The sequence below is a fragment of the Pseudomonas sp. MMS21 TM103 genome (genome assembly GCF_022132145.1).
GTDB lineage: Bacteria > Pseudomonadota > Gammaproteobacteria > Pseudomonadales > Pseudomonadaceae > Aquipseudomonas.
The window spans coordinates 779,502-797,296 of sequence record NZ_JAJISP010000001.1 but is presented as its reverse complement, the minus strand read 5'-3'; the positions used below and the strand labels follow the sequence as shown (position 1 = coordinate 797,296).

Sequence of the window (17,795 nt, the reverse complement as noted above, 5' to 3'; positions counted from 1 at the left end):
TATGTCTGCCGTCGTCATTTATTCCAGCGATTGGTGCCCCTACTGCATGCGTGCCAAGCAGTTGCTGGCCCGCAAGGGCGTGGACTTCGATGAAATCAAGGTCGACGGCAAGCCTGAGGTGCGCGCGGAGATGACGCGTAAGGCGCGGAAGACCTCGGTGCCGCAGATCTGGATCGGCAGCAGCCATGTTGGTGGCTGCGACGATCTGTATGACCTGGAGCGCGCTGGCAAGCTGGATGCGCTGCTCGAGGCTTAGTACCCCCCTCATCTACCCAGTACCCACGACAAGAAGGCATTGCCATGACTGAACAAGCTAGCAACGGCGCGGGCGCCCAAGGCGAACAGAATCCGCAGTTTTCCCTGCAACGCATCTATGTCCGCGACCTGTCCTTCGAGGCGCCGAAAAGCCCGGAGATCTTTCGTCAGGAATGGAGCCCGAGCGTTGCCCTGGACTTGAATACCCGGCAGAAGCCGCTCGAAGGCGACTTCCACGAAGTGGTGCTGACCCTCTCGGTCACCGTGAAAAATGGTGAAGAAACTGCCTTCATCGCCGAAGTCCAGCAAGCCGGGATCTTCCTGGTCAAGGGGTTGGACGCCGCCTCCATGAGTCACACCCTGGGCGCGTTCTGCCCGAACATTCTGTTCCCGTATGCGCGCGAAACCCTCGACAGTCTGGTGGTGCGCGGCTCCTTCCCGGCACTGATGCTGGCGCCGGTGAACTTCGACGCGCTCTATGCTCAAGAGCTGCAGCGCATCCAGCAGCAGGCTGGTGAGGCTGCTCCGGCCCATTGAGCCGTTGCCGCAGATAAAAAGCGCCCTTAGGGGCGCTTTTTTGTGCCGCGAGTGTGGCGGCACCAGGCGGGCTGAGCCGCCCTGCCGGTGGCCTGTCAAGGCGTGGCGAAGTCCTGTTGGCGCCAGGCCTCATAGACTGCCACCGCCACGGTATTGGACAGATTCAGGCTGCGACAGCCTTCGCGCATCGGCAGGCGCAGGCATTGTGCGGCGGGCAGGGCATCGCGTATGTCCTGCGGCAGGCCGCGGCTTTCCGGGCCGAACAGAAAGGCGTCGCCGGGCTCGTAGTGCACCTGATGATAGAGCTGAGAGCCTTTGGTGGTGAAGGCGAAGACGCGCGGCTGGCCGAGGCTCTCCAGGCAACTGGGGAGATCGGCATGACGCTGCAGGGTGGCGTACTCGTGATAGTCGAGGCCGGCGCGGCGCAGGCGCTTGTCATCCAGTTCGAAGCCCAAGGGCTCGATCAGGTGCAAGTGGCAGCCGCTGTTGGCGCAGAGCCTGATAATGTTGCCGGTATTCGGTGGAATTTCCGGTTGAAAGAGGATCACGTGAAACATGCGCGGCTCCAAGCCTGAAGACGGCCGGTATTCTACTCCTGATCCGGACCCGCGGCCGCGTCCCTGGGCGCGGGTGATCGGCTCCCTGGCATTGTTCGGTTTTCTGATCGGGCTGATGATCGGCCGCATGTTTCACCCCGACCCGCTGCGGCTGGCGAGTGTCGAGGTAGTGGATGAGGGGCTGCAGCTGTGGTTCAACGTCGAGCCGAAGGTGCGTACCGGTCACATGGACGGTGTGTTTTTTCTGCGCGTCGAAAGCCTGGGCCGCGAGCGCCAGGGGCAGCTGCGCCTGCAGGGCAAGGTTGTCAATTGGCGGGTGCGGCGCGAGGGCCGGGAGTTGCTGTTGCGGGTAGTGGCAGCCCGTCCGTTGCGCGGCGAGTGGCGCGCTGAGGAGCTGGACGGGCGCTGGCGGCTGACGGTCAGCCTGGCGTACGAATAAAAGAGGGGAATCCCCGGCCTGCCTGTACCAAGGCCCCCAAAACTGGAGTTACTCAAGCATATGCAGGGGGTGTGCCAGTTTTATTACGGCGACGCAAATCCCTGTTGTTGCTGGGTTGCAGGGCAGTCGCAGGGGCTCGGGGCGGTGGCTATGTGGGCGAAAATGTTCCTTGCCTGTGCATTCAGGTGCGCCCAGGCGCCGATTCGGAGCGCCGCATGCCCATTGGCCCTGGCGCCGGCCGAGGGCCGGTGCATGGCGCCACCTGTGCCTGGGTCAAGGGCCGCCATCGGTAAGCGCCAAACTCGCACCGGTGGGGGCCGTCCTTGCCTCCCGTGCCATAGCAGGGGAGGGGCGTTTCTTTCGGGCCAGGCTCTGCATTTGCCGGGCACAAAAAAAACGGGCCAGCGGCCCGTTTTTTTGTCCTCGGATCGCGGTCAGGCGTCGTCGCTGTCGTCGTCTTCGGCACCATCGACCTTCATGCCCAGTTCCTTGATCTTGCGGGTCAGGGTATTGCGGCCCCAGCCCAGCAGCAAGGCGGCGTCACGACGGCGGCCGGCGGTGTGCTTGAGCGCCGTTTCGATCATGATCCGCTCGAAGGCCGGTACTGCACTGTCGAGCAGGTCCGACTGACCGCGGGCCAGGGCTTGGTCGGCCCATTGCCGCAGCGCCTGTTCCCAGTTGCTCGCCGGTGCACTGTCCTGCGGCTGGCTGAGCAGTTCCGGGGGCAGGTCGCCGACATGCACCTCGCGCCCGGAGGCCATCACGGTGATCCAGCGGCAGGTGTTTTCCAGTTGGCGCACGTTACCCGGCCAGGGTAGATGCTGCAGATAGTCTTCGGTCTCGCTTTTCAATAGCTTGGGTTCGACGGCCAGTTCCAGTGCGGCGCGGGCGAGGAAGTGGCGGGCCAGGGTCGGGATATCTTCACGTCGGTCGGACAGTCGCGGGATGTGGATGCGGATCACGTTGAGGCGGTGAAACAGGTCTTCGCGGAACTTGCCTTCCTGCACCAGGGTTTCCAGGTTCTGGTGGGTGGCGGCGATGATCCGTACATCCACTTTGACCGGCGTGTGGCCGCCAACTCGGTAGAATTCGCCATCGGCCAGCACGCGCAGCAGGCGGGTCTGGGTGTCGGCCGGCATGTCGCCGATTTCGTCGAGGAACAGGGTGCCGCCGTCGGCTTGTTCGAAGCGACCGCGGCGCTGGTTGGCCGCTCCGGTGAAGGCACCTTTCTCGTGGCCGAACAGCTCGGACTCCATCAGGTCTTTCGGAATCGCCGCCATGTTCAGCGCGATGAAGGGCGAGGCCGCGCGGGGGCTGTGGCGGTGCAGGGCGTGGGCGACCAGCTCCTTGCCGGTGCCGGATTCGCCGTTGATCAAGACCGTGATATTGGAGTGGGAGAGCCGGCCGATGGCGCGAAACACCTCCTGCATGGCCGGTGCTTCGCCGATGATTTCCGGGGTGCGCGGCTGCTCAATAGGCACCTGCAGGCCTTGCTGCTCCTGCGCGTGCTGATAGGCGCGCTTGACCAGGGAGATCGCTTCATCAACGTCGAACGGCTTGGGCAGGTACTCGAATGCGCCGCCCTGATAGGACGCCACCGCGCTGTCCAGGTCGGAATGGGCGGTCATGATGATGACCGGCAGACGTGGGTAGAGTTCGCGGATCCGCGCCAGCAGTTCCAGGCCGCTGGAGCCTGGCATGCGGATGTCCGAGACGATCACATCCGGTTGTTGCCGGCTGAGGTGGCTGAGGACACCGTCGGCGCTGTCGAAGCTCTGGGTGGTCATGCCTTCCTGTTGCAGGGCTTTTTCCAGCACCCAGCGGATGGAACGGTCGTCGTCGACGATCCATACGGTTTCACTGCGACTCATGACGGAGTTACTCCTTGTTCAAGCGGCAGGAAGATCGAGAACACGGTGTGACCAGGATGGCTCTCGCACTCGATCAGCCCCTGATGCTGACTAATGATGTTCTGGGTTATCGCCAGGCCCAGACCGGTGCCGTCGGCACGTCCGCTGACCATGGGATAGAAGATGGTGTCTTGCAGCTCAGCCGGGATGCCGGGACCGTTGTCGATGATCTCCAGGCGTGCCACCAGGCGGTGGCGGATATGCCCGATAGTGAATTGACGCAGGGTGCGGGTGCGCAGGGTGATGCGGCCCAGGCGCATTTCGTTCTGCGCACCGATGGCCTGCATGGCGTTGCGCACGATATTGAGCACGGCCTGGATCATCTGTTCGCGATCGATCAATACGTCGGGAATGCTCGGGTCGTAATCACGCACCAAAATGATGCTGCCCTGGCTTTCTGCTTCGATCAGGCTGCCGACTCGTTCCAGCACTTCGTGCACGTTGGTCATGGCCAGCATCGGCAGCTTGTTCGAGCCGAGCATGCGGTCGACCAGGTTTCTCAGGCGGTCGGCTTCTTCGATGATGACATTGGTGTAGTCCTTGAGGTCTTCATTTGGCAGCTCGCGGGCGAGCAACTGGGCGGCGCCGCGAATGCCGCCGAGCGGGTTCTTGATCTCGTGGGCCAGGCCGCGCACCAGCATCTTGGTGGTTTCCTGCTTGGACAGCTGGGCTTCTTCCTTGGTGATGCGCAGCAGGCGGTCGCGTGGATGCACCTCCAGCAGCAGCAGGGTTTCACCGCGGTTGAGAATCGGCGTGACCGCGTAATCGACGGTGAGGGTCTGGCCAGTGACGGCGGTGAGCACGGCCTCGCGCTTGTTGAACGGATGCGCCTGCTCGACGGCCTGGCGTAGCGAACTCAGGGCCTCGGCCGACTCGGTGAACAGTTCGCTGATGAATTGTCCGTGGCTGCGCTGGCCGCTGACGGCCAGGAGCATTTCCGCCGCCGGGTTCATGTACTCAAGGCGCAGGTCGGCGTTGAGCAGCAGGGTGGCGGTGGTCAGGTTGTCCAGCAGCAGGCGGTGCAGTGCATCTTTGATAGTCATATATAGGGTCTGCTGAGGGTTCGCCGCGAGCCGCGTTGCGTTACCAGGCAGGGCCAGGCAGCACGCGGGACGCCGACAATGGTTGTTCCTGTGCCGGGTCGCGTAACGCCGACTGGCACTATTGGGCGTGCAGCCCACAGGGAGTGAGCCGGATTGGCATGGCCCGGTGTTTCTCGTCGCTCATTTGGCATAACCAGACTTCACTCCTCGTGCCTCGTGCCAGGCGGGCCTTGGTCGCGGCCGCGACATAATGTCAGCAGACCCTAAGGCTTGCGGTGCTGCAGCTGGAAAATGCAAGAAGCAAACCAAAGCCCCGAAAAGACGCGCGGAATCAGCATTGGCGGCGACAAGAGGGCGTATTAGTTCTGTGCTCTGGTGAACGAGTGAACCAAAACAGGGAAAGTATAGTTGCTGGTGCAATGTGTCGCACCAATACGGTGCGAGCCGGGAGGGTCAGAAAAAGGGTACGAAGGGAATGTCTTTCTTTTCCGCGGGCTTGTCCCTGGGCGGGCATTCCGGGCGCACACCATAATCGATTTTCTTGCAGGGTCTGACCAGGCGTTTCTGGGTCAGGGAAATCCGCAGCATATGCAGCGGCTGGTTGGGGGTGCGATCTACGGTTCGGCCCAGGGCGTCGACGATTTCAACGGCCAGCTGGTGGGTGCCGCGGTCGATATTCTCCAGCGCAAAAACCGGGCTGCGTCCGGTTTCGCCTGTCGCTTGGCCGTCGACCAGCAAGCGGTAGCCGTGGCCCGGATGCAGCGACGGCTCGCTGGTGGCTGTGACGATCAGGTTGCCGGTGTTGTCGCGGATGGTCGCGTCGGGCTGCGGCACCAGGATCCGTAGCATCTGGTAGCTGAGGGCCGGTGCACTAGGTGGTGCAACTGCGGGCGGTGATTCGTGGGTGTCGCTGTGCATGCCGTTGGTGGGCGCCAATTGGATGCGTTCGGCATTACCCTGCCGGGGCTTGTCAGTAAATACCCGATTACCCTCGGCATCTAGATAGGTATACACCTGGGCGGCTGCCGGCAGGCTTAGCAGCAGCAAACAAAGCAGCAGATTACGCATGGTTCAGGGGGCCGGGTTTGGTTTTGCGGTTGGCGGGCGCAGCGCCGGGCTGCTGGTATTGACCCGCTGCACAACGAAGGTGACGGCGGCGCTCTGTTGAATCGTCTCATCGCCGCTCAGCACTTCGACCGCCAGGCTGTGTTCGCCGCGCTCGACATTGGTCAATTGCAGGCGCGGCACATTACTGGGCTGGCCGTAAGGCTGGCCATCCAGCAGTAGGCGCAGGCGGTGATTGGATGCCAGGCGTGGTTCCAGTGCAACCCCGACGCTGAAGGTGCCGTCGTTGGCGCGTAGTGCATCAGTGCTGGGCAGGCCGGTCAATTGCAGAAGTCGATAGGGGGCTTCGGTCGTGGTTTCGCTGCTTTTGCTGATCGTGGGTGTGGCTGGTGCTTGTGGTTCCACGGTGTTGGTCGGTGGCAGCTCCACTGGTTGCGCCGCCACGCCTTCTGGCGGCTGGTCGGTGAACACCGTATTGCCGTTGGCGTCGGTGTAGCTGTAGATCTCGGCGCTGGCCGGCAATGCCAAGCTCAGCAGCAGGCAGGTGAGTATCCGGCGCATGGTCAATCTCCCGATGGATGTACTGCTAAGACTTGCATTGGCAGGTCGCGCTGGCAAGGGTGCTGGTGTGGCGATTAGGACTGGCGCAACAAATTGATGGCCAAGGGTAAGCGCTTGGCGTGCAGTCACAAAAAAGGCCACCCGAAGGTGGCCTCTTGTCTTGCTTGTCGGTTTAGACGCTGTAGTACAGGTCGTATTCCAGCGGGTGTACGAAGGTGCGGACCTTGATTTCTTCTTCGCTCTTCAGCTCCAGGTAAGCGTCGATGAAGTCGTCGGAGAACACGCCGCCTTTGGTCAGGAACGCGCGGCCCTTGTCCAGCTCTTCCAGGGCTTCTTTCAGGCTGCCGCAGACTTGCGGGATCAACTTGCCTTCTTCCGGCGGCAGGTCATACAGGTTCTTGTCGGCCGCATCGCCAGGGTGGATCTTGTTCTGGATGCCGTCCAGGCCAGCCATCAGCAGGGCGGCGAAAGCCAGGTACGGGTTGGCAGCCGGATCCGGGAAGCGTGCTTCGATACGACGGGCTTTCGGGCTGGACACGTATGGGATACGGATCGAGGCGGAGCGGTTGCGCGCCGAGTAGGCCAGCATGACTGGAGCTTCGAAGCCCGGGACCAGGCGCTTGTAGGAGTTGGTCGACGGGTTGGTGAAGCCGTTCAGGGCCTTGCCGTGCTTGATGATGCCGCCGATGAAGTACAGGGCGGTATCGGACAGGCCGGCATAGCCTTCGCCAGCGAAGGTGTTCTTGCCATCTTTGGCGATGGACAGGTGCACGTGCATGCCCGAACCGTTGTCGCCGTACAGCGGCTTCGGCATAAAGGTCGCGGTCTTGCCGTAGGCGTCAGCCACGTTATGCACGCAGTACTTCAGGGTCTGAACTTCGTCAGCCTTGGCAACCAGGGTGTTGAACTGCACGCCGATTTCGTTCTGGCCGGCAGTTGCCACTTCGTGGTGGTGTACTTCGATGACCAGGCCCATTTCTTCCATGGCGTTACACATGGCAGTACGAATTTCGTGGTCATGGTCGAACGGTGGAACCGGGAAGTAGCCGCCTTTGACACCCGGGCGGTGGCCCTTGTTGCCGCCTTCGACGTCCTGATCGGACATCCAGGAACCCTGCTCGGAGTAGATCTTGAACATCGAGCCGGAGATGTCGGACTTGAATTTGACTTCGTCGAAGATGAAGAACTCAGGCTCCGGGCCGACGAATACGGTGTCGCCGATGCCGGTGGACTTGAGGTATTCCTCAGCGCGCTTGGCAATGGAGCGTGGGTCGCGATCGTAGCCTTGCATGGTGCTCGGCTCGATGATGTCGCAGACCAGGATCAGGGTCGGCTCTTCGGTGAACGGGTCGAGTACGGCAGTTTCGTCGACCGGCAGCAGGATCATGTCGGAGGCTTCGATGCCTTTCCAGCCCTGAATGGAGGAGCCGTCGAACATCTTGCCGATTTCGAAGAAGTCTTCGTCGAGGGCATCACGTGCCGGCATGGTGATGTGGTGTTGCTTGCCCTTGGTGTCAGTGAAGCGCAGGTCAACCCACTTCACGTCGTGTTCTTTGATCAGTTGAATCGACTTCGACATGCTGTCCTCCAGGTGGATAAGGCTCGGAATAGTGAGCCCTCTATATAATTGGTGCGGCCGGGCGCGATAGTCCGCCAGGATAACCTGCCTCACAAGGGAGCAAATTGCATGCCAGTGCACAGGAATGGGTTAAGCGGCTGAAACTCAAGCATGACGAGGCCTGCGGATTAGCAAAGTGAGATTTTGCGCACCAAGATGGGTCGTTCAGGTTTCTTTGTGCTCTATTAAGGTGCGCTCTTGTGGGGTGGTAGTATTTTTGGTCAAAGCTTGCACAATTTCCGCTATAATCCGCGCCCCTGTTTTTTAGTCGTCTTGGCATGTGCCGTTTTAATGAAACTGATCGTTAAAGTCTTCCCAGAAATCACCATAAAAAGCCGGCCGGTGCGTAAGCACTTTATCCGGCAATTGGCGAAAAACATCCGTTCGGTGCTGCGCGATCTCGATCCGCAGCTGCTGGTCAGTGGTGTGTGGGACAACCTGGTAGTCGAGACCGCGATCAGCGAGGCGAAAACCCTGCAGGCGATGATCGAGCGGCTCAGCTGCACGCCAGGCATCACCCATTTTCTCCAGGTCGACGAATACCCGCTGGGCGACTTCGACGACGTGCTGGAGAAATGCAAGCACCACTTCGGCGACCGCTTGCCGGGCAAGATCTTCGCCGTGCGCTGCAAGCGGGCCGGCAAGCATGCGTTCAGTTCCATGGACATCGAGCGCTACGTCGGCAGCCAATTGCGCCAGCAGTGCGGCGCCGCCGGGATCGACCTGAAGCAGCCCGAAGTCGAAGTGCGCATGGAAATCCGCGACCAGCGCCTGTTCGTCATCCACAATCAGCACCAGGGCCTGGGCGGTTATCCGCTCGGCTCGCTGGAGCAGACCCTGGTGCTGATGTCCGGCGGTTTCGATTCCACGGTCGCGGCCTATCAGATGATGCGCCGCGGCCTGGTCACCCATTTCTGCTTTTTCAACCTGGGTGGCCGTGCTCACGAGCTGGGCGTGATGGAAGTCGCTCACTACCTGTGGCAGAAATTCGGCCGCTCGCAGCGCGTGCTGTTTATCAGCGTGCCCTTCGAGGAAGTGCTCGGCGAGATCATCGGCAAGGTCGACAACAGCCAGATGGGTGTGATCCTCAAGCGCATGATGCTGCGCGCCTCCACGCACATGGCCGAGAAGCTGCAGATCAATGCTCTGGTCACCGGCGAGGCGATTTCCCAGGTCTCCAGCCAGACCCTGCCCAACCTCTCGGTGATCGACTCGGCCACCGACATGCTGGTGCTGCGGCCGCTGATCGCCAGCCACAAGCAGGACATCATCGACACTGCCACCGCCATCGGCACCGCCGAGTTTGCCAAGCACATGCCAGAGTATTGCGGCGTGATCTCGGTGAACCCGACCACCCGGGCGAAGAAAGACCGCATCGAATATGAAGAGCGTCAGTTCGATATGGCAATTCTCGAGCGCGCCCTTGAGCGCGCGACATTGCTGCCGATCGACAAGGTAATCGACGAGCTGGGCAAGGACATCAAGGTCGAGGAAGTCAGCGAAGCCCTGGCCAGTCATGTCATCATTGACATCCGTCACCCGGATAACGCCGAAGAGCAGCCTCTCGAGCTGCCCGGTATCGAAGTGCAAACGCTGCCGTTCTATGCCTTGAACAGCCGCTTCAAAGAGCTGGATGCCAGTCGTCAATACCTGCTGTATTGCGACAAAGGCATCATGAGCCGTTTGCATGCCCACCACCTGCTTAGCGAGGGGTATGCCAATGTGCGCGTTTATCGTCCGGCATAAGACGCCTGGGTTGAATGGCGGCAGCATCCGCCATCGCCCTCCCGACCTGCAGGCGGGGTAAAAGCCGCTGCGCTTTTGCACCGTCTGGCCGAATTCGTATTTAGTTAATATCCGCCGCGTAGAATATGCGGCAAACCGAATCCTCTGATCGAGATACACAAGTGATCGAAAAACTACGCAACATCGCCATCATCGCTCACGTCGACCATGGCAAAACCACCTTGGTTGATGCCCTTCTGCGCCAGTCCGGTACCCTTGAGCGCAACGAGCTCGACACCGAGCGCCTGATGGACAGCAACGACCAGGAAAAAGAGCGCGGCATTACCATCTTGGCGAAAAACACCGCCATCAACTGGAATGGCCACCACATCAACATCGTCGACACCCCCGGCCACGCTGACTTCGGCGGAGAAGTCGAGCGCGTGATGTCGATGGTTGACTCGGTGCTGCTGGTTGTCGACGCCCAAGACGGCCCGATGCCGCAAACCCGCTTCGTGACTCAGAAAGCCTTCCAGGCTGGCCTGCGTCCGATCGTGGTGGTGAACAAGGTCGATCGTCCGGGCGCGCGTCCGGATTGGGTTGTCGAGCAAATCTTCGACCTGTTCGACAACCTTGGCGCTACCGAAGAGCAGCTGGACTTCCCGATCGTATTTGCTTCGGCGATCAACGGTGTTGCCGGTCTGGAACACACCGACATGGCGGATGACCTGGTGCCCTTGTACCAGGCCATCGTCGATCACGTGCCGGCGCCGAAAGTCGACCGCGACGGCCCGTTCCAGATGCAGATTTCCGCCCTGGACTACAACAGCTTCCTCGGCATTATCGGCGTTGGCCGTATCGCCCGTGGCCGCGTCAAGCCGAACACCCAGGTGGTGGCGATCGACGTTCACGGCAAGCGCCGTAACGGTCGTATCCTCAAGCTGATGGGCCACCACGGCCTGCACCGCATCGACGTGGACGAAGCCGCCGCTGGCGACATCGTTTGCATCAGCGGTTTCGATCAGCTGTTCATCTCCGACACCCTGTGCGACCCGCAGAACGTCGAGGCCATGGTTCCGTTGTCCGTGGACGAGCCGACCGTTGCCATGACCTTCCAGGTCAACGACTCGCCGTTCTGCGGTAAGGAAGGCAAGTTCGTCACCAGCCGCAACATCAAGGAGCGTCTGGACAAGGAGCTGCTGTACAACGTGGCCCTGCGCGTCGAAGAAGGCGACACTGCCGACAAGTTCAAGGTCTCCGGCCGTGGTGAACTGCACCTCTCGGTACTGATCGAAACCATGCGTCGCGAAGGCTTCGAGATGGGTGTCGGTCGTCCGGAAGTGATCATCAAGATGGTCGATGGCGTCAAGCACGAACCCTTTGAAAACGTCACTATCGACGTGCCGGAAGTTTCCCAGGGCGCGCTGATGGAGCAGATGGGTCTGCGCAAAGGCGACCTGACCAACATGGTTCCGGATGGCAAGGGCCGTGTGCGCCTTGAGTACAATATCCCGGCCCGTGGTCTGATCGGTTTCCGTAACGAGTTCCTGACCCTGACCTCCGGTGCCGGCATCATGACCAGCATCTTCGACCGTTACGACGTGATGAAGTCCGGCGACATGTCCGGTCGTCAGAATGGCGTACTGGTGTCGGTCGCTACCGGCAAGGCGCTGACCTACTCGCTGGAAACCCTGCAGGCGCGTGGCAAGTTGTTTGTCGAGCACGGCCAGGACATCTACGAAGGTCAGATCGTCGGCCTCAACAGCCGCGACAACGACATGGGCGTGAACCCGACCAAAGGCAAGAAGCTCGACAACATGCGTGCTTCCGGCAAGGACGAAACCATCGCCCTGGTTCCACCGGTGAAGTTCACGCTGGAACAGGCTCTGGAATTCATCCAGGACGACGAGCTGTGTGAAGTGACGCCGAAGTCGATTCGCCTGCGTAAGAAAATTCTTGGTGAAAGCGAGCGCACCCGCGCGGCCAAGAAAGGCAACTGATAACTCGGTTGCATGAGTGAAAAGGCCCCCGCCAACGTGAGTTGGCGGGGGCTTTTTATTGGTTTTGATTCAGTTTTTTTGCAGCGTCAGATCCCACTCTTGACCTTGCTCCAGAGGCGCGTGCGCACGCGGTCGATCTTCAGGGGCATGGCTTCCAGGGCGAAGAGGTTGTCCATTGCTTCCTGTGGCGGGTAGACGGTGGCATCGGCCTTCAGCCCGGGGTCGATCAGGGCGTCGGCGGCGCTGTTGCCGTTGGCGTATTGCACATGGTTGGTGATCTGCGCGATCACCTCGGGTTGCAGCAGGTAATTCATAAAGGCGTAGGCGGCCTGCTCGTTGTTGCTGTCGGCCGGCATGCTCACCATATCGAACCATATCGAACCATATCGAACCATATCGAGCCATATCGAACCAGATCGGCGTGCCTTCCTTGGGGGTCACATAGTGGATGGCGATGCCTGTGCCCGCTTCGCTGGCGCGGTTAGAGGCCTGCATGATGTCGCCGGAAAAGCCCACCGCCATGCAGATATCGCCATTGGCCAGATCGCCGACGTACTTGGAGGAGTGGAAGTAGTGCACGTTCTGGCGCATCTCCAGCAGCAGCGCTTCGGCCTTCTTGTAGTCATCGAGGTTCTGGCTGTGGTGCGGCAGCCCGAGGTAGTGCAGGGCAATGGGCAGCAGCTCGGGGCCGTTGTCGAGAATCGCCACGCCGCACTGGCTGAGCTTGGCCAGGTGTTCGGGCTTGAAGATCAGGTCCCAGGAGTCGAGCGGCACATCCTCGCCGAGCACTTCGCGCACCTTGGCGACGTTGTAGCCGATCCCGGTGCTGCCCAACAGGTAGGGAAACCGTACTGGTTGCCGGGGTCGTTGGTTTCCAGGGCTTTCATCAGGATCGGATTGAGGTGGCTCCAGCCTGGCAGACGGCTCTTGTCGAGCTTCTTCAGCGCGCCGCCCTAGATCTGCCGCGCCATATAGTGGTTGGACGGGAATACCACGTCATAGCCCGAGCGCCCGGCCATCAACTTGGCATCCAGGGTTTCGTTGCTGTCGTAGACGTCGTAGTGGATGCTGACGCCGCTGCCTTGCTCGAACTGCTTGAGGGTGTCGGGGGCGATGTAGTCGGTCCAGTTGTAGATGCGCACGGTTTCCGCGGCCTGGCTGACGCTGCTTAGCAACAGCAGGGGAAGCAGTTTTTTCAACATGGGAGTACCTCATCGTTTTTGTCGGTGTTGTCGAAGTGGCGGTTGCAAGTCAAAGGCGGCGGTCTGCGCTGGGCCGGTTACCTGAGCAGGACGAAGCTCTTGCGCACGGTCTCCTGGATATCCCAGATGCCGAAGGTGTTGGCCGGTAGCAGCAGGGCATCGCCGGCCTGGATCTGCATGGGCTCGCCGCCGTCCGGGGTGAAGGTGCAGCGCCCGGCGATAAAGTGGCAGAACTCCTGCTGGGCGATCTGTCGCCGCCAGCGCCCCGGCGTACATTCCCAAATTCCGGCGGCGACGCCGTCGGCCTGTTCGATGCCCTGGCTGCTGGTGATCGCCACCGGCTCGCCGAGCGGCACTGCCACCGGGCTGACGTCCATCAGGGACAGTTGGGCGGTGTTGCTGAAGTGTTGGATGCTCATCAATCGCTCCGTTAACGCATGAATTTTTCCAGGGTGCCAGCCAGGCCAGTGGCCAGTTTCCGACGCCAAGGGGGGCTGTGCGGGTCGGCCAGTACGCGGTCCTCATGGACGAAGCTCTGGATGATCGCGTTGTAGCCGAGCCAGCGCAGCGGTTCCGGCTCCCAGCGCGGCAAGCTGTTGAGTGGCTGGTCGTCCCACACCCAGGGTTGCCGGGTCAGTTCGCTGTGCTGGTGCAGAATCAGGTCGGCCAGGGTGCGCCCGCCGAGGTTGCTCGCGCCGACGCCTTCACCGCCGTAACCGCCGGACAGGGCGATGCCGTTTTTGCGGTCCACCAGCATGTGCGGGCGAAAGCGCCGCGCCATGCCCAGGTTGCCGCCCCAGGCGTGGGTGATGCGCACCTGCTTGAGCGGCGGGAAGAGTTCGCCGAACAGGTAGCGGCGCAGGCCGCGTTCGTCCTCGCTGAGATTGAAATCGGTACGCAACTGGCCGCCGAAGCGGTAGCCGCCGCGGGCACCGAAGACCAAGCGGTCGTCGGCGCTACGCTGGCCGTAGGTGACTTGGCGGCTGTTTTCGCTAAAGGCCTGGCCGCGCTCCAGGCCGATGTCGGCCCAGACGTCCTTGGGCAGCGGCTCGGTGGCCACCAGCAGGCTCTGCACCGGTAACTGATGCTTGCCCAGGGGCGGCAGGCTGGCGGCGTAGCCTTCCACGGCCGGGACGATCCAGTCGGCGCGCACGCTGCCGGCGGCGGTGCGCACCAGGCCAGATTGCCAGTCGATCACCCGGCTCTGTTCGTACAGTTCCACGCCCATGGATTGCACGCAGCGGGCCAGGCCGCGCACCAGTTTGGCCGGCTGGATGGTGGCGCAGTGGCTGGCGTGGATCGCGCCGTAGGCATTGTTCAGCCTGAGTTGCTGGCGCAGTTCGTTGGCGCTTAACCAGCGGTAAGCGTCATCGCCCAGGCCCAAGGCACGCAGTTCGAGCAGGTGCTGTTGCAGGCTGGCCAGCTGCTCGGGGTAGCGCGCGGCACAATAGAGCACGCCGCCCTTGCGGTAATCACAGGCGATGCCTTCGCGGGCCAGCACGCTGGCGACTTCATCGGGAATCCCGTGCAGCAGTGCATAGGCGCTCCGGCGCGCGGCGCTGGGCTGGTCGGCGAGCAGGCGATCCTCGCCGAGCAGGTTGCCCATCAGCCAGCCGCCGTTGCGCCCGGAGGCCCCGAAGCCGGCAATCTCGCCTTCGAGGATAACGATGCGCAGTTGCGGGGCCTGGCGCTTGAGGTAATAGGCGGTCCACAGGCCGGTGTAGCCCGCGCCGATGATCGCCACATCGGCGTGCAGGTCGTCGGTCAGTGCCGGGCGGGCTGTCAGCGGTTCGTCCAGCTGATCCATCCACAGGCTGAGGGAGCGCCATGGGCTCATCGTCGATCTCCGGCAGGTAATGGGATGCGCAGAGATTAGTGAGGCGGATCAGGGCTTGTCGTGTGTGCGGGCCCGCAAGGAAGTCTGCTTGAGGTAGGCCTTGGGCGACAGCCCGGTATGCCGGCGGAAGCAGCTGTAGAAGGCCGACAGCGAATTGAAGCCGGCGGCGAAGGCCAGGTCGTCGATGCGCTGCAGGTCCTTGCCGGCCTCCAGTCTGTCGAGCAGGTGCTGCAGGCGCTTGTGGTTGATATAGCGGTAGAAGCTCTGGCCGAGCACCTGGTTGAGCAGGTGGGAGATCTGGTTGCGGCTGTAGCCGGTGGCGGCGGCGACCTGCTGCAGGCTCAGTTGCGGGTCGAGGTAGGCCTCGGCGCGCTGCATGTAGTCTTCCAGGTCCTGCGCCAGCAGGCCCAGCTGGCGGGCGCTGAGGCCGAGGCGGCTAAGCGCCGGGCGTGAGTCGCCGGCGGCGTGCTGCTCGCGCGCTTCGCGCATCAGCGTGGCGTACTCATGGATACGCCAGATCAGGCCATCGCGCACGGTGATCGCCTCGCCGGTGCGAAACGCCAGCAGACCGCCACTGCCCTGCAGGCTGATGCGGTACTGGATAAACGCGGTATGGCCATCGATGCGAATGCGGTCGGTGTGCTCCAGGGCTTCACCGGGCTGGCGCGGCAGGTTGTTGCGCACGTACTCGCGCAGCTCGGCAAAGCCCATGCAGCGCTGCTGGAAGAAGTCGTGGTACTGGATATCCGGGTGATACAGCGCCATCACGGCGTCAAGGTCGCGGTCTTTCCAGCTGTAGTGATAGCGCATCACCGTGGCGCGGGTACGCTCGCTCTGCTGGGCGTCATCGGGGAAGTCGTCGGCCTGGATCATGCAGGGTTCCGTCGTGCCGGTGGGGGGGGCTGCCGCCGCCATGGCCTGCTAGCCGGATTCGCCGGGCAGGTGCAGGCTGCGCTTGAGCCGGCGCATGCCCAGCCATACCGCGGCCACGCACACTGGCACGGCGATGCCGGTGGCCAGGGTGCTGCTTTCGATCAGGCCGAGGGCCTTGGCCGATTCTGCCAGGTATTTGCACAGCCCTACCAGGTAATAGCTGATGGCCGCCACCGATAGGCCTTCCACCGTCTGTTGCAGGCGCAGCTGCAGGTGGCTGCGCTTGTCCATGGCCTGCATCAGCTGCTGGTTCTGGGTTTCGATGGTCAGGTCGATACGGGTGCGCAGCAGTTCACTGGCCCTGTCGATGCGTCGCGCCAGGTCGTCGAGATCCTGTTCGGCGGCCTCGCTGGTGCGCCAGGCCGGGGTCAGGCGGCGCTGGAGAAACTCGCTGAAGGTCTGCAGGCCGGGGCATTCCTGTTCGCGCAACTCGCCCAGGCGATTGATGATCAGCTCGTAATAGGCGCGGCTGGCGGAGAAGCGGAAGTTGTGCGCGGCGATCAACTGCTCGACCCGTGCCGCCAGGCTGCCCAGCTCGCCGAGCAGGCGGCGTTCGTCGCCGAGGTCGCCGATCCGGTTGATCTGCTGGATGGCGGCGGCCAGCTGCTGCTCCATCTCCTTGATCTGCGGGGCGATGGCCTTGGCCTGGGGCAGGGCCAGGAGCAGCATCATGCGGTAGGTTTCCATCTCCAGCAGGGTGCGCACCAGGCGCCCGCTCTGGCAGGGATTGAGGCCGCGATTGTGGATCAGCATGCGGCCGCTGCCATCGCTGTGGATGCGATAGGCGCTCCACAGGCGGGCCTGGCCGTCGCTGACGCTGGAGCTGATCAGGCGCTGGCCTTCGAAGTGCATGCGCATCTCGTCCGGGCTCGGCTGCGTCTCCGGCGCGGCGATGATTTCCAGGTGGTTGCAGCTGAGCAGTTGCCCGGGCAGCTGCTGCAGCCAGTGTTCCGGGAGCAGGGCCAGGGCATCCTGGCTGAAGGGGGGGCCTTGCACCTGCTTGCTCACCAGGGTGTAGGTGGAGAATTCGGTATGGCGCTCCCAGCGCAGTTCGAAGCCGCCGAAGTCCTGGTAATAGCAGGAGGAGTGCGCCGCGGGCGGCAGCACCGCGTGACGATCGCACAGGCGCAGCAGGTGCTGGTATTCGGCGTCCGTCTGCTGGGTGTCGGGCAGCAGCACCAGTTGCGTCAGGCGCGAAGGCGTCGACAGCACCGGAAAGGGGCGGGTGTGCAACTCGTTGAACAGGGCCTCGCGTTCCGGGTGGAAGCGCAGGCCATGCTGGCTGCTGGGGGTGTGCATTTGGGGCGAATTCATGCGCGGCGATCTTGTGCGGCTGGCCTGGCCGGCCAGTCTAGCGAGAGTTGCGCCCACCTTGTATGTGTCGCATTGCCGCGAGGCGGCCGTGGCCGAGCCGACTCAGACTTTCGGCTTGTAGGCGCAATAGCCTGGCCGTGGGCCGATCTTGGGGTGGTTGCGGCAGGTGTCCGGGCGCTTGTCGTAGATGGTGCACAGGCGGGTCTTGCGATCCAGGTACAGGCAGTCGTTGTTGCTCATGCGGATCAGGGTAAAGATCCCCGACTTCTGGTTGAACCGCTCGACGATGCCCTCTTTCTGCAGGCGTTTGGCGATATTCTTCGGCGGTTCGTCGCGCTCGAAGTCGTCGACCACACCGATGCGGATCAGGTCGCCGATGCGCACCTCGACCGGCAGCGTGCAGCAGCTGGAGTTGCAGCTGTGGCACATGTCACTGGTGTACTTGGCCCAGGTGTCCAGGCGGTCGATCTCGGCGGCGGCGATCAGGTTGTTCTTCATGGGGCTATAGGCGCGTATTGGCTGGGCAGCGGGCGATGATAACGGCGTTGACGGATTTGTGAACCAACATCTGCCGGCTGGTCGGTTTTCTTGGCTGGCCTGGCAGCGTTGCCTGGCTCTCGCCGGCAACCGGACTGGCTGTTGCGGCGACCGCGGACTCAGGGCAATAAAACCCATACTAGAAACTGGCTGAAGTGCAGTATCTTTGGCGCTGCCAGCAGTTTTCGGGTGTTTTCTTATCACCGTTTCAGGTCAGGACGGCCTCTTACGCATGTCTCTTTATCGTGCTCTGTCTGCTTTG

At 62.2% G+C, this 17,795-nt stretch carries 16 protein-coding genes and 1 pseudogene; 5 read left to right on the top strand and 12 right to left on the bottom strand.

What is annotated here, in order from left to right:
- The first annotated feature begins 1 nt into the window (after nucleotide 1).
- Both grxC and secB read left to right on the top strand, forming a co-directional pair.
- Entirely contained in the window at nucleotides 2-256 is a 255-nt protein-coding gene (gene grxC, locus LJY18_RS03650) for a glutaredoxin 3 (protein ID WP_238040432.1), read from the top strand.
- Between the two features lie 44 nt (nucleotides 257-300).
- Nucleotides 301-792 carry a protein-export chaperone SecB gene (gene secB / locus LJY18_RS03645; protein WP_238040431.1) on the top strand — a complete coding sequence of 164 codons (492 nt, stop codon included), beginning with the start codon at nucleotides 301-303 and terminating at the stop codon, nucleotides 790-792.
- Nucleotides 793-887: 95 nt separating this feature from the next.
- On the opposite strand, the gene trmL is transcribed toward secB, so the two are convergent.
- On the bottom strand, nucleotides 888-1,349 hold the full coding sequence (gene trmL / locus LJY18_RS03640) for a tRNA (uridine(34)/cytosine(34)/5-carboxymethylaminomethyluridine(34)-2'-O)-methyltransferase TrmL (protein WP_238040430.1): 462 nt from the start codon (nucleotides 1,347-1,349) through the stop codon (nucleotides 888-890).
- On the opposite strand from trmL, the gene LJY18_RS03635 reads away from it, so the two are divergent.
- Nucleotides 1,348-1,788 carry a hypothetical protein gene (locus tag LJY18_RS03635; RefSeq protein ID WP_238040429.1) on the top strand — a complete coding sequence of 147 codons (441 nt, stop codon included), beginning with the start codon at nucleotides 1,348-1,350 and terminating at the stop codon, nucleotides 1,786-1,788. The two genes, trmL and LJY18_RS03635, sit on opposite strands and share 2 nt — an antisense overlap.
- A 434-nt stretch (nucleotides 1,789-2,222) precedes the next feature.
- On the opposite strand, the gene ntrC is transcribed toward LJY18_RS03635, so the two are convergent.
- The 5 genes from ntrC to glnA form a co-directional block, all read right to left on the bottom strand.
- Nucleotides 2,223-3,659, bottom strand: coding sequence for a nitrogen regulation protein NR(I) (ntrC, locus tag LJY18_RS03630; protein ID WP_238040428.1), 1,437 nt, complete (start codon nucleotides 3,657-3,659; stop codon nucleotides 2,223-2,225).
- Nucleotides 3,656-4,741 carry a nitrogen regulation protein NR(II) gene (gene glnL / locus LJY18_RS03625; RefSeq protein WP_238040427.1) on the bottom strand — a complete coding sequence of 362 codons (1,086 nt, stop codon included), beginning with the start codon at nucleotides 4,739-4,741 and terminating at the stop codon, nucleotides 3,656-3,658. The genes ntrC and glnL overlap by 4 nt, the downstream gene beginning before the upstream one ends.
- 453 nt (nucleotides 4,742-5,194) lie before the next feature.
- On the bottom strand, nucleotides 5,195-5,809 hold the full coding sequence (locus LJY18_RS03620) for a DUF4124 domain-containing protein (RefSeq protein WP_238040426.1): 615 nt from the start codon (nucleotides 5,807-5,809) through the stop codon (nucleotides 5,195-5,197).
- A gap of 3 nt (nucleotides 5,810-5,812) precedes the next feature.
- On the bottom strand, nucleotides 5,813-6,367 hold the full coding sequence (locus LJY18_RS03615; protein WP_238040425.1) for a DUF4124 domain-containing protein: 555 nt from the start codon (nucleotides 6,365-6,367) through the stop codon (nucleotides 5,813-5,815).
- Between the two features lie 172 nt (nucleotides 6,368-6,539).
- The gene (gene glnA / locus LJY18_RS03610; RefSeq protein WP_238040424.1) at nucleotides 6,540-7,946 is read right to left on the bottom strand and encodes a glutamate--ammonia ligase; all 1,407 of its coding nucleotides are present in this window, start codon (nucleotides 7,944-7,946) and stop codon (nucleotides 6,540-6,542) included.
- A 330-nt stretch (nucleotides 7,947-8,276) separates the two neighbouring features.
- Here glnA and thiI point away from each other — a divergent pair, with 330 nt between their 5' ends.
- Complete coding sequence (thiI, locus tag LJY18_RS03605) at nucleotides 8,277-9,731, top strand: tRNA uracil 4-sulfurtransferase ThiI (protein ID WP_238040423.1); 1,455 nt, start codon at nucleotides 8,277-8,279, stop codon at nucleotides 9,729-9,731.
- A 161-nt stretch (nucleotides 9,732-9,892) separates the two neighbouring features.
- Entirely contained in the window at nucleotides 9,893-11,710 is a 1,818-nt protein-coding gene (gene typA / locus LJY18_RS03600; RefSeq protein WP_238040422.1) for a translational GTPase TypA, read from the top strand.
- 86 nt (nucleotides 11,711-11,796) lie between these two features.
- Here typA and LJY18_RS03595 read toward each other — a convergent pair.
- From LJY18_RS03595 to LJY18_RS03570, 6 genes and pseudogenes are all read right to left on the bottom strand, one after another.
- Nucleotides 11,797-12,912: pseudogene (locus tag LJY18_RS03595) on the bottom strand (polyamine ABC transporter substrate-binding protein).
- A 77-nt stretch (nucleotides 12,913-12,989) separates the two neighbouring features.
- Nucleotides 12,990-13,331: a cupin domain-containing protein gene (locus LJY18_RS03590; RefSeq protein WP_238040421.1), complete on the bottom strand. Its 342-nt coding sequence runs from the start codon at nucleotides 13,329-13,331 to the stop codon at nucleotides 12,990-12,992.
- A gap of 11 nt (nucleotides 13,332-13,342) precedes the next feature.
- Nucleotides 13,343-14,749, bottom strand: a complete 1,407-nt coding sequence (locus LJY18_RS03585) for an NAD(P)/FAD-dependent oxidoreductase (RefSeq protein ID WP_238040420.1) — start codon at nucleotides 14,747-14,749, stop codon at nucleotides 13,343-13,345.
- A 48-nt stretch (nucleotides 14,750-14,797) separates the two neighbouring features.
- Nucleotides 14,798-15,622: a helix-turn-helix domain-containing protein gene (locus tag LJY18_RS03580; RefSeq protein WP_238040419.1), complete on the bottom strand. Its 825-nt coding sequence runs from the start codon at nucleotides 15,620-15,622 to the stop codon at nucleotides 14,798-14,800.
- Between the two features lie 48 nt (nucleotides 15,623-15,670).
- A complete protein-coding gene (locus LJY18_RS03575; protein ID WP_238040418.1) occupies nucleotides 15,671-16,996 on the bottom strand; it encodes a DUF3422 family protein in 1,326 nt (441 codons plus the stop codon).
- A 102-nt stretch (nucleotides 16,997-17,098) separates the two neighbouring features.
- Nucleotides 17,099-17,494, bottom strand: a complete 396-nt coding sequence (locus LJY18_RS03570; RefSeq protein WP_238040417.1) for a YkgJ family cysteine cluster protein — start codon at nucleotides 17,492-17,494, stop codon at nucleotides 17,099-17,101.
- Nucleotides 17,495-17,795: the final 301 nt, after the last annotated feature.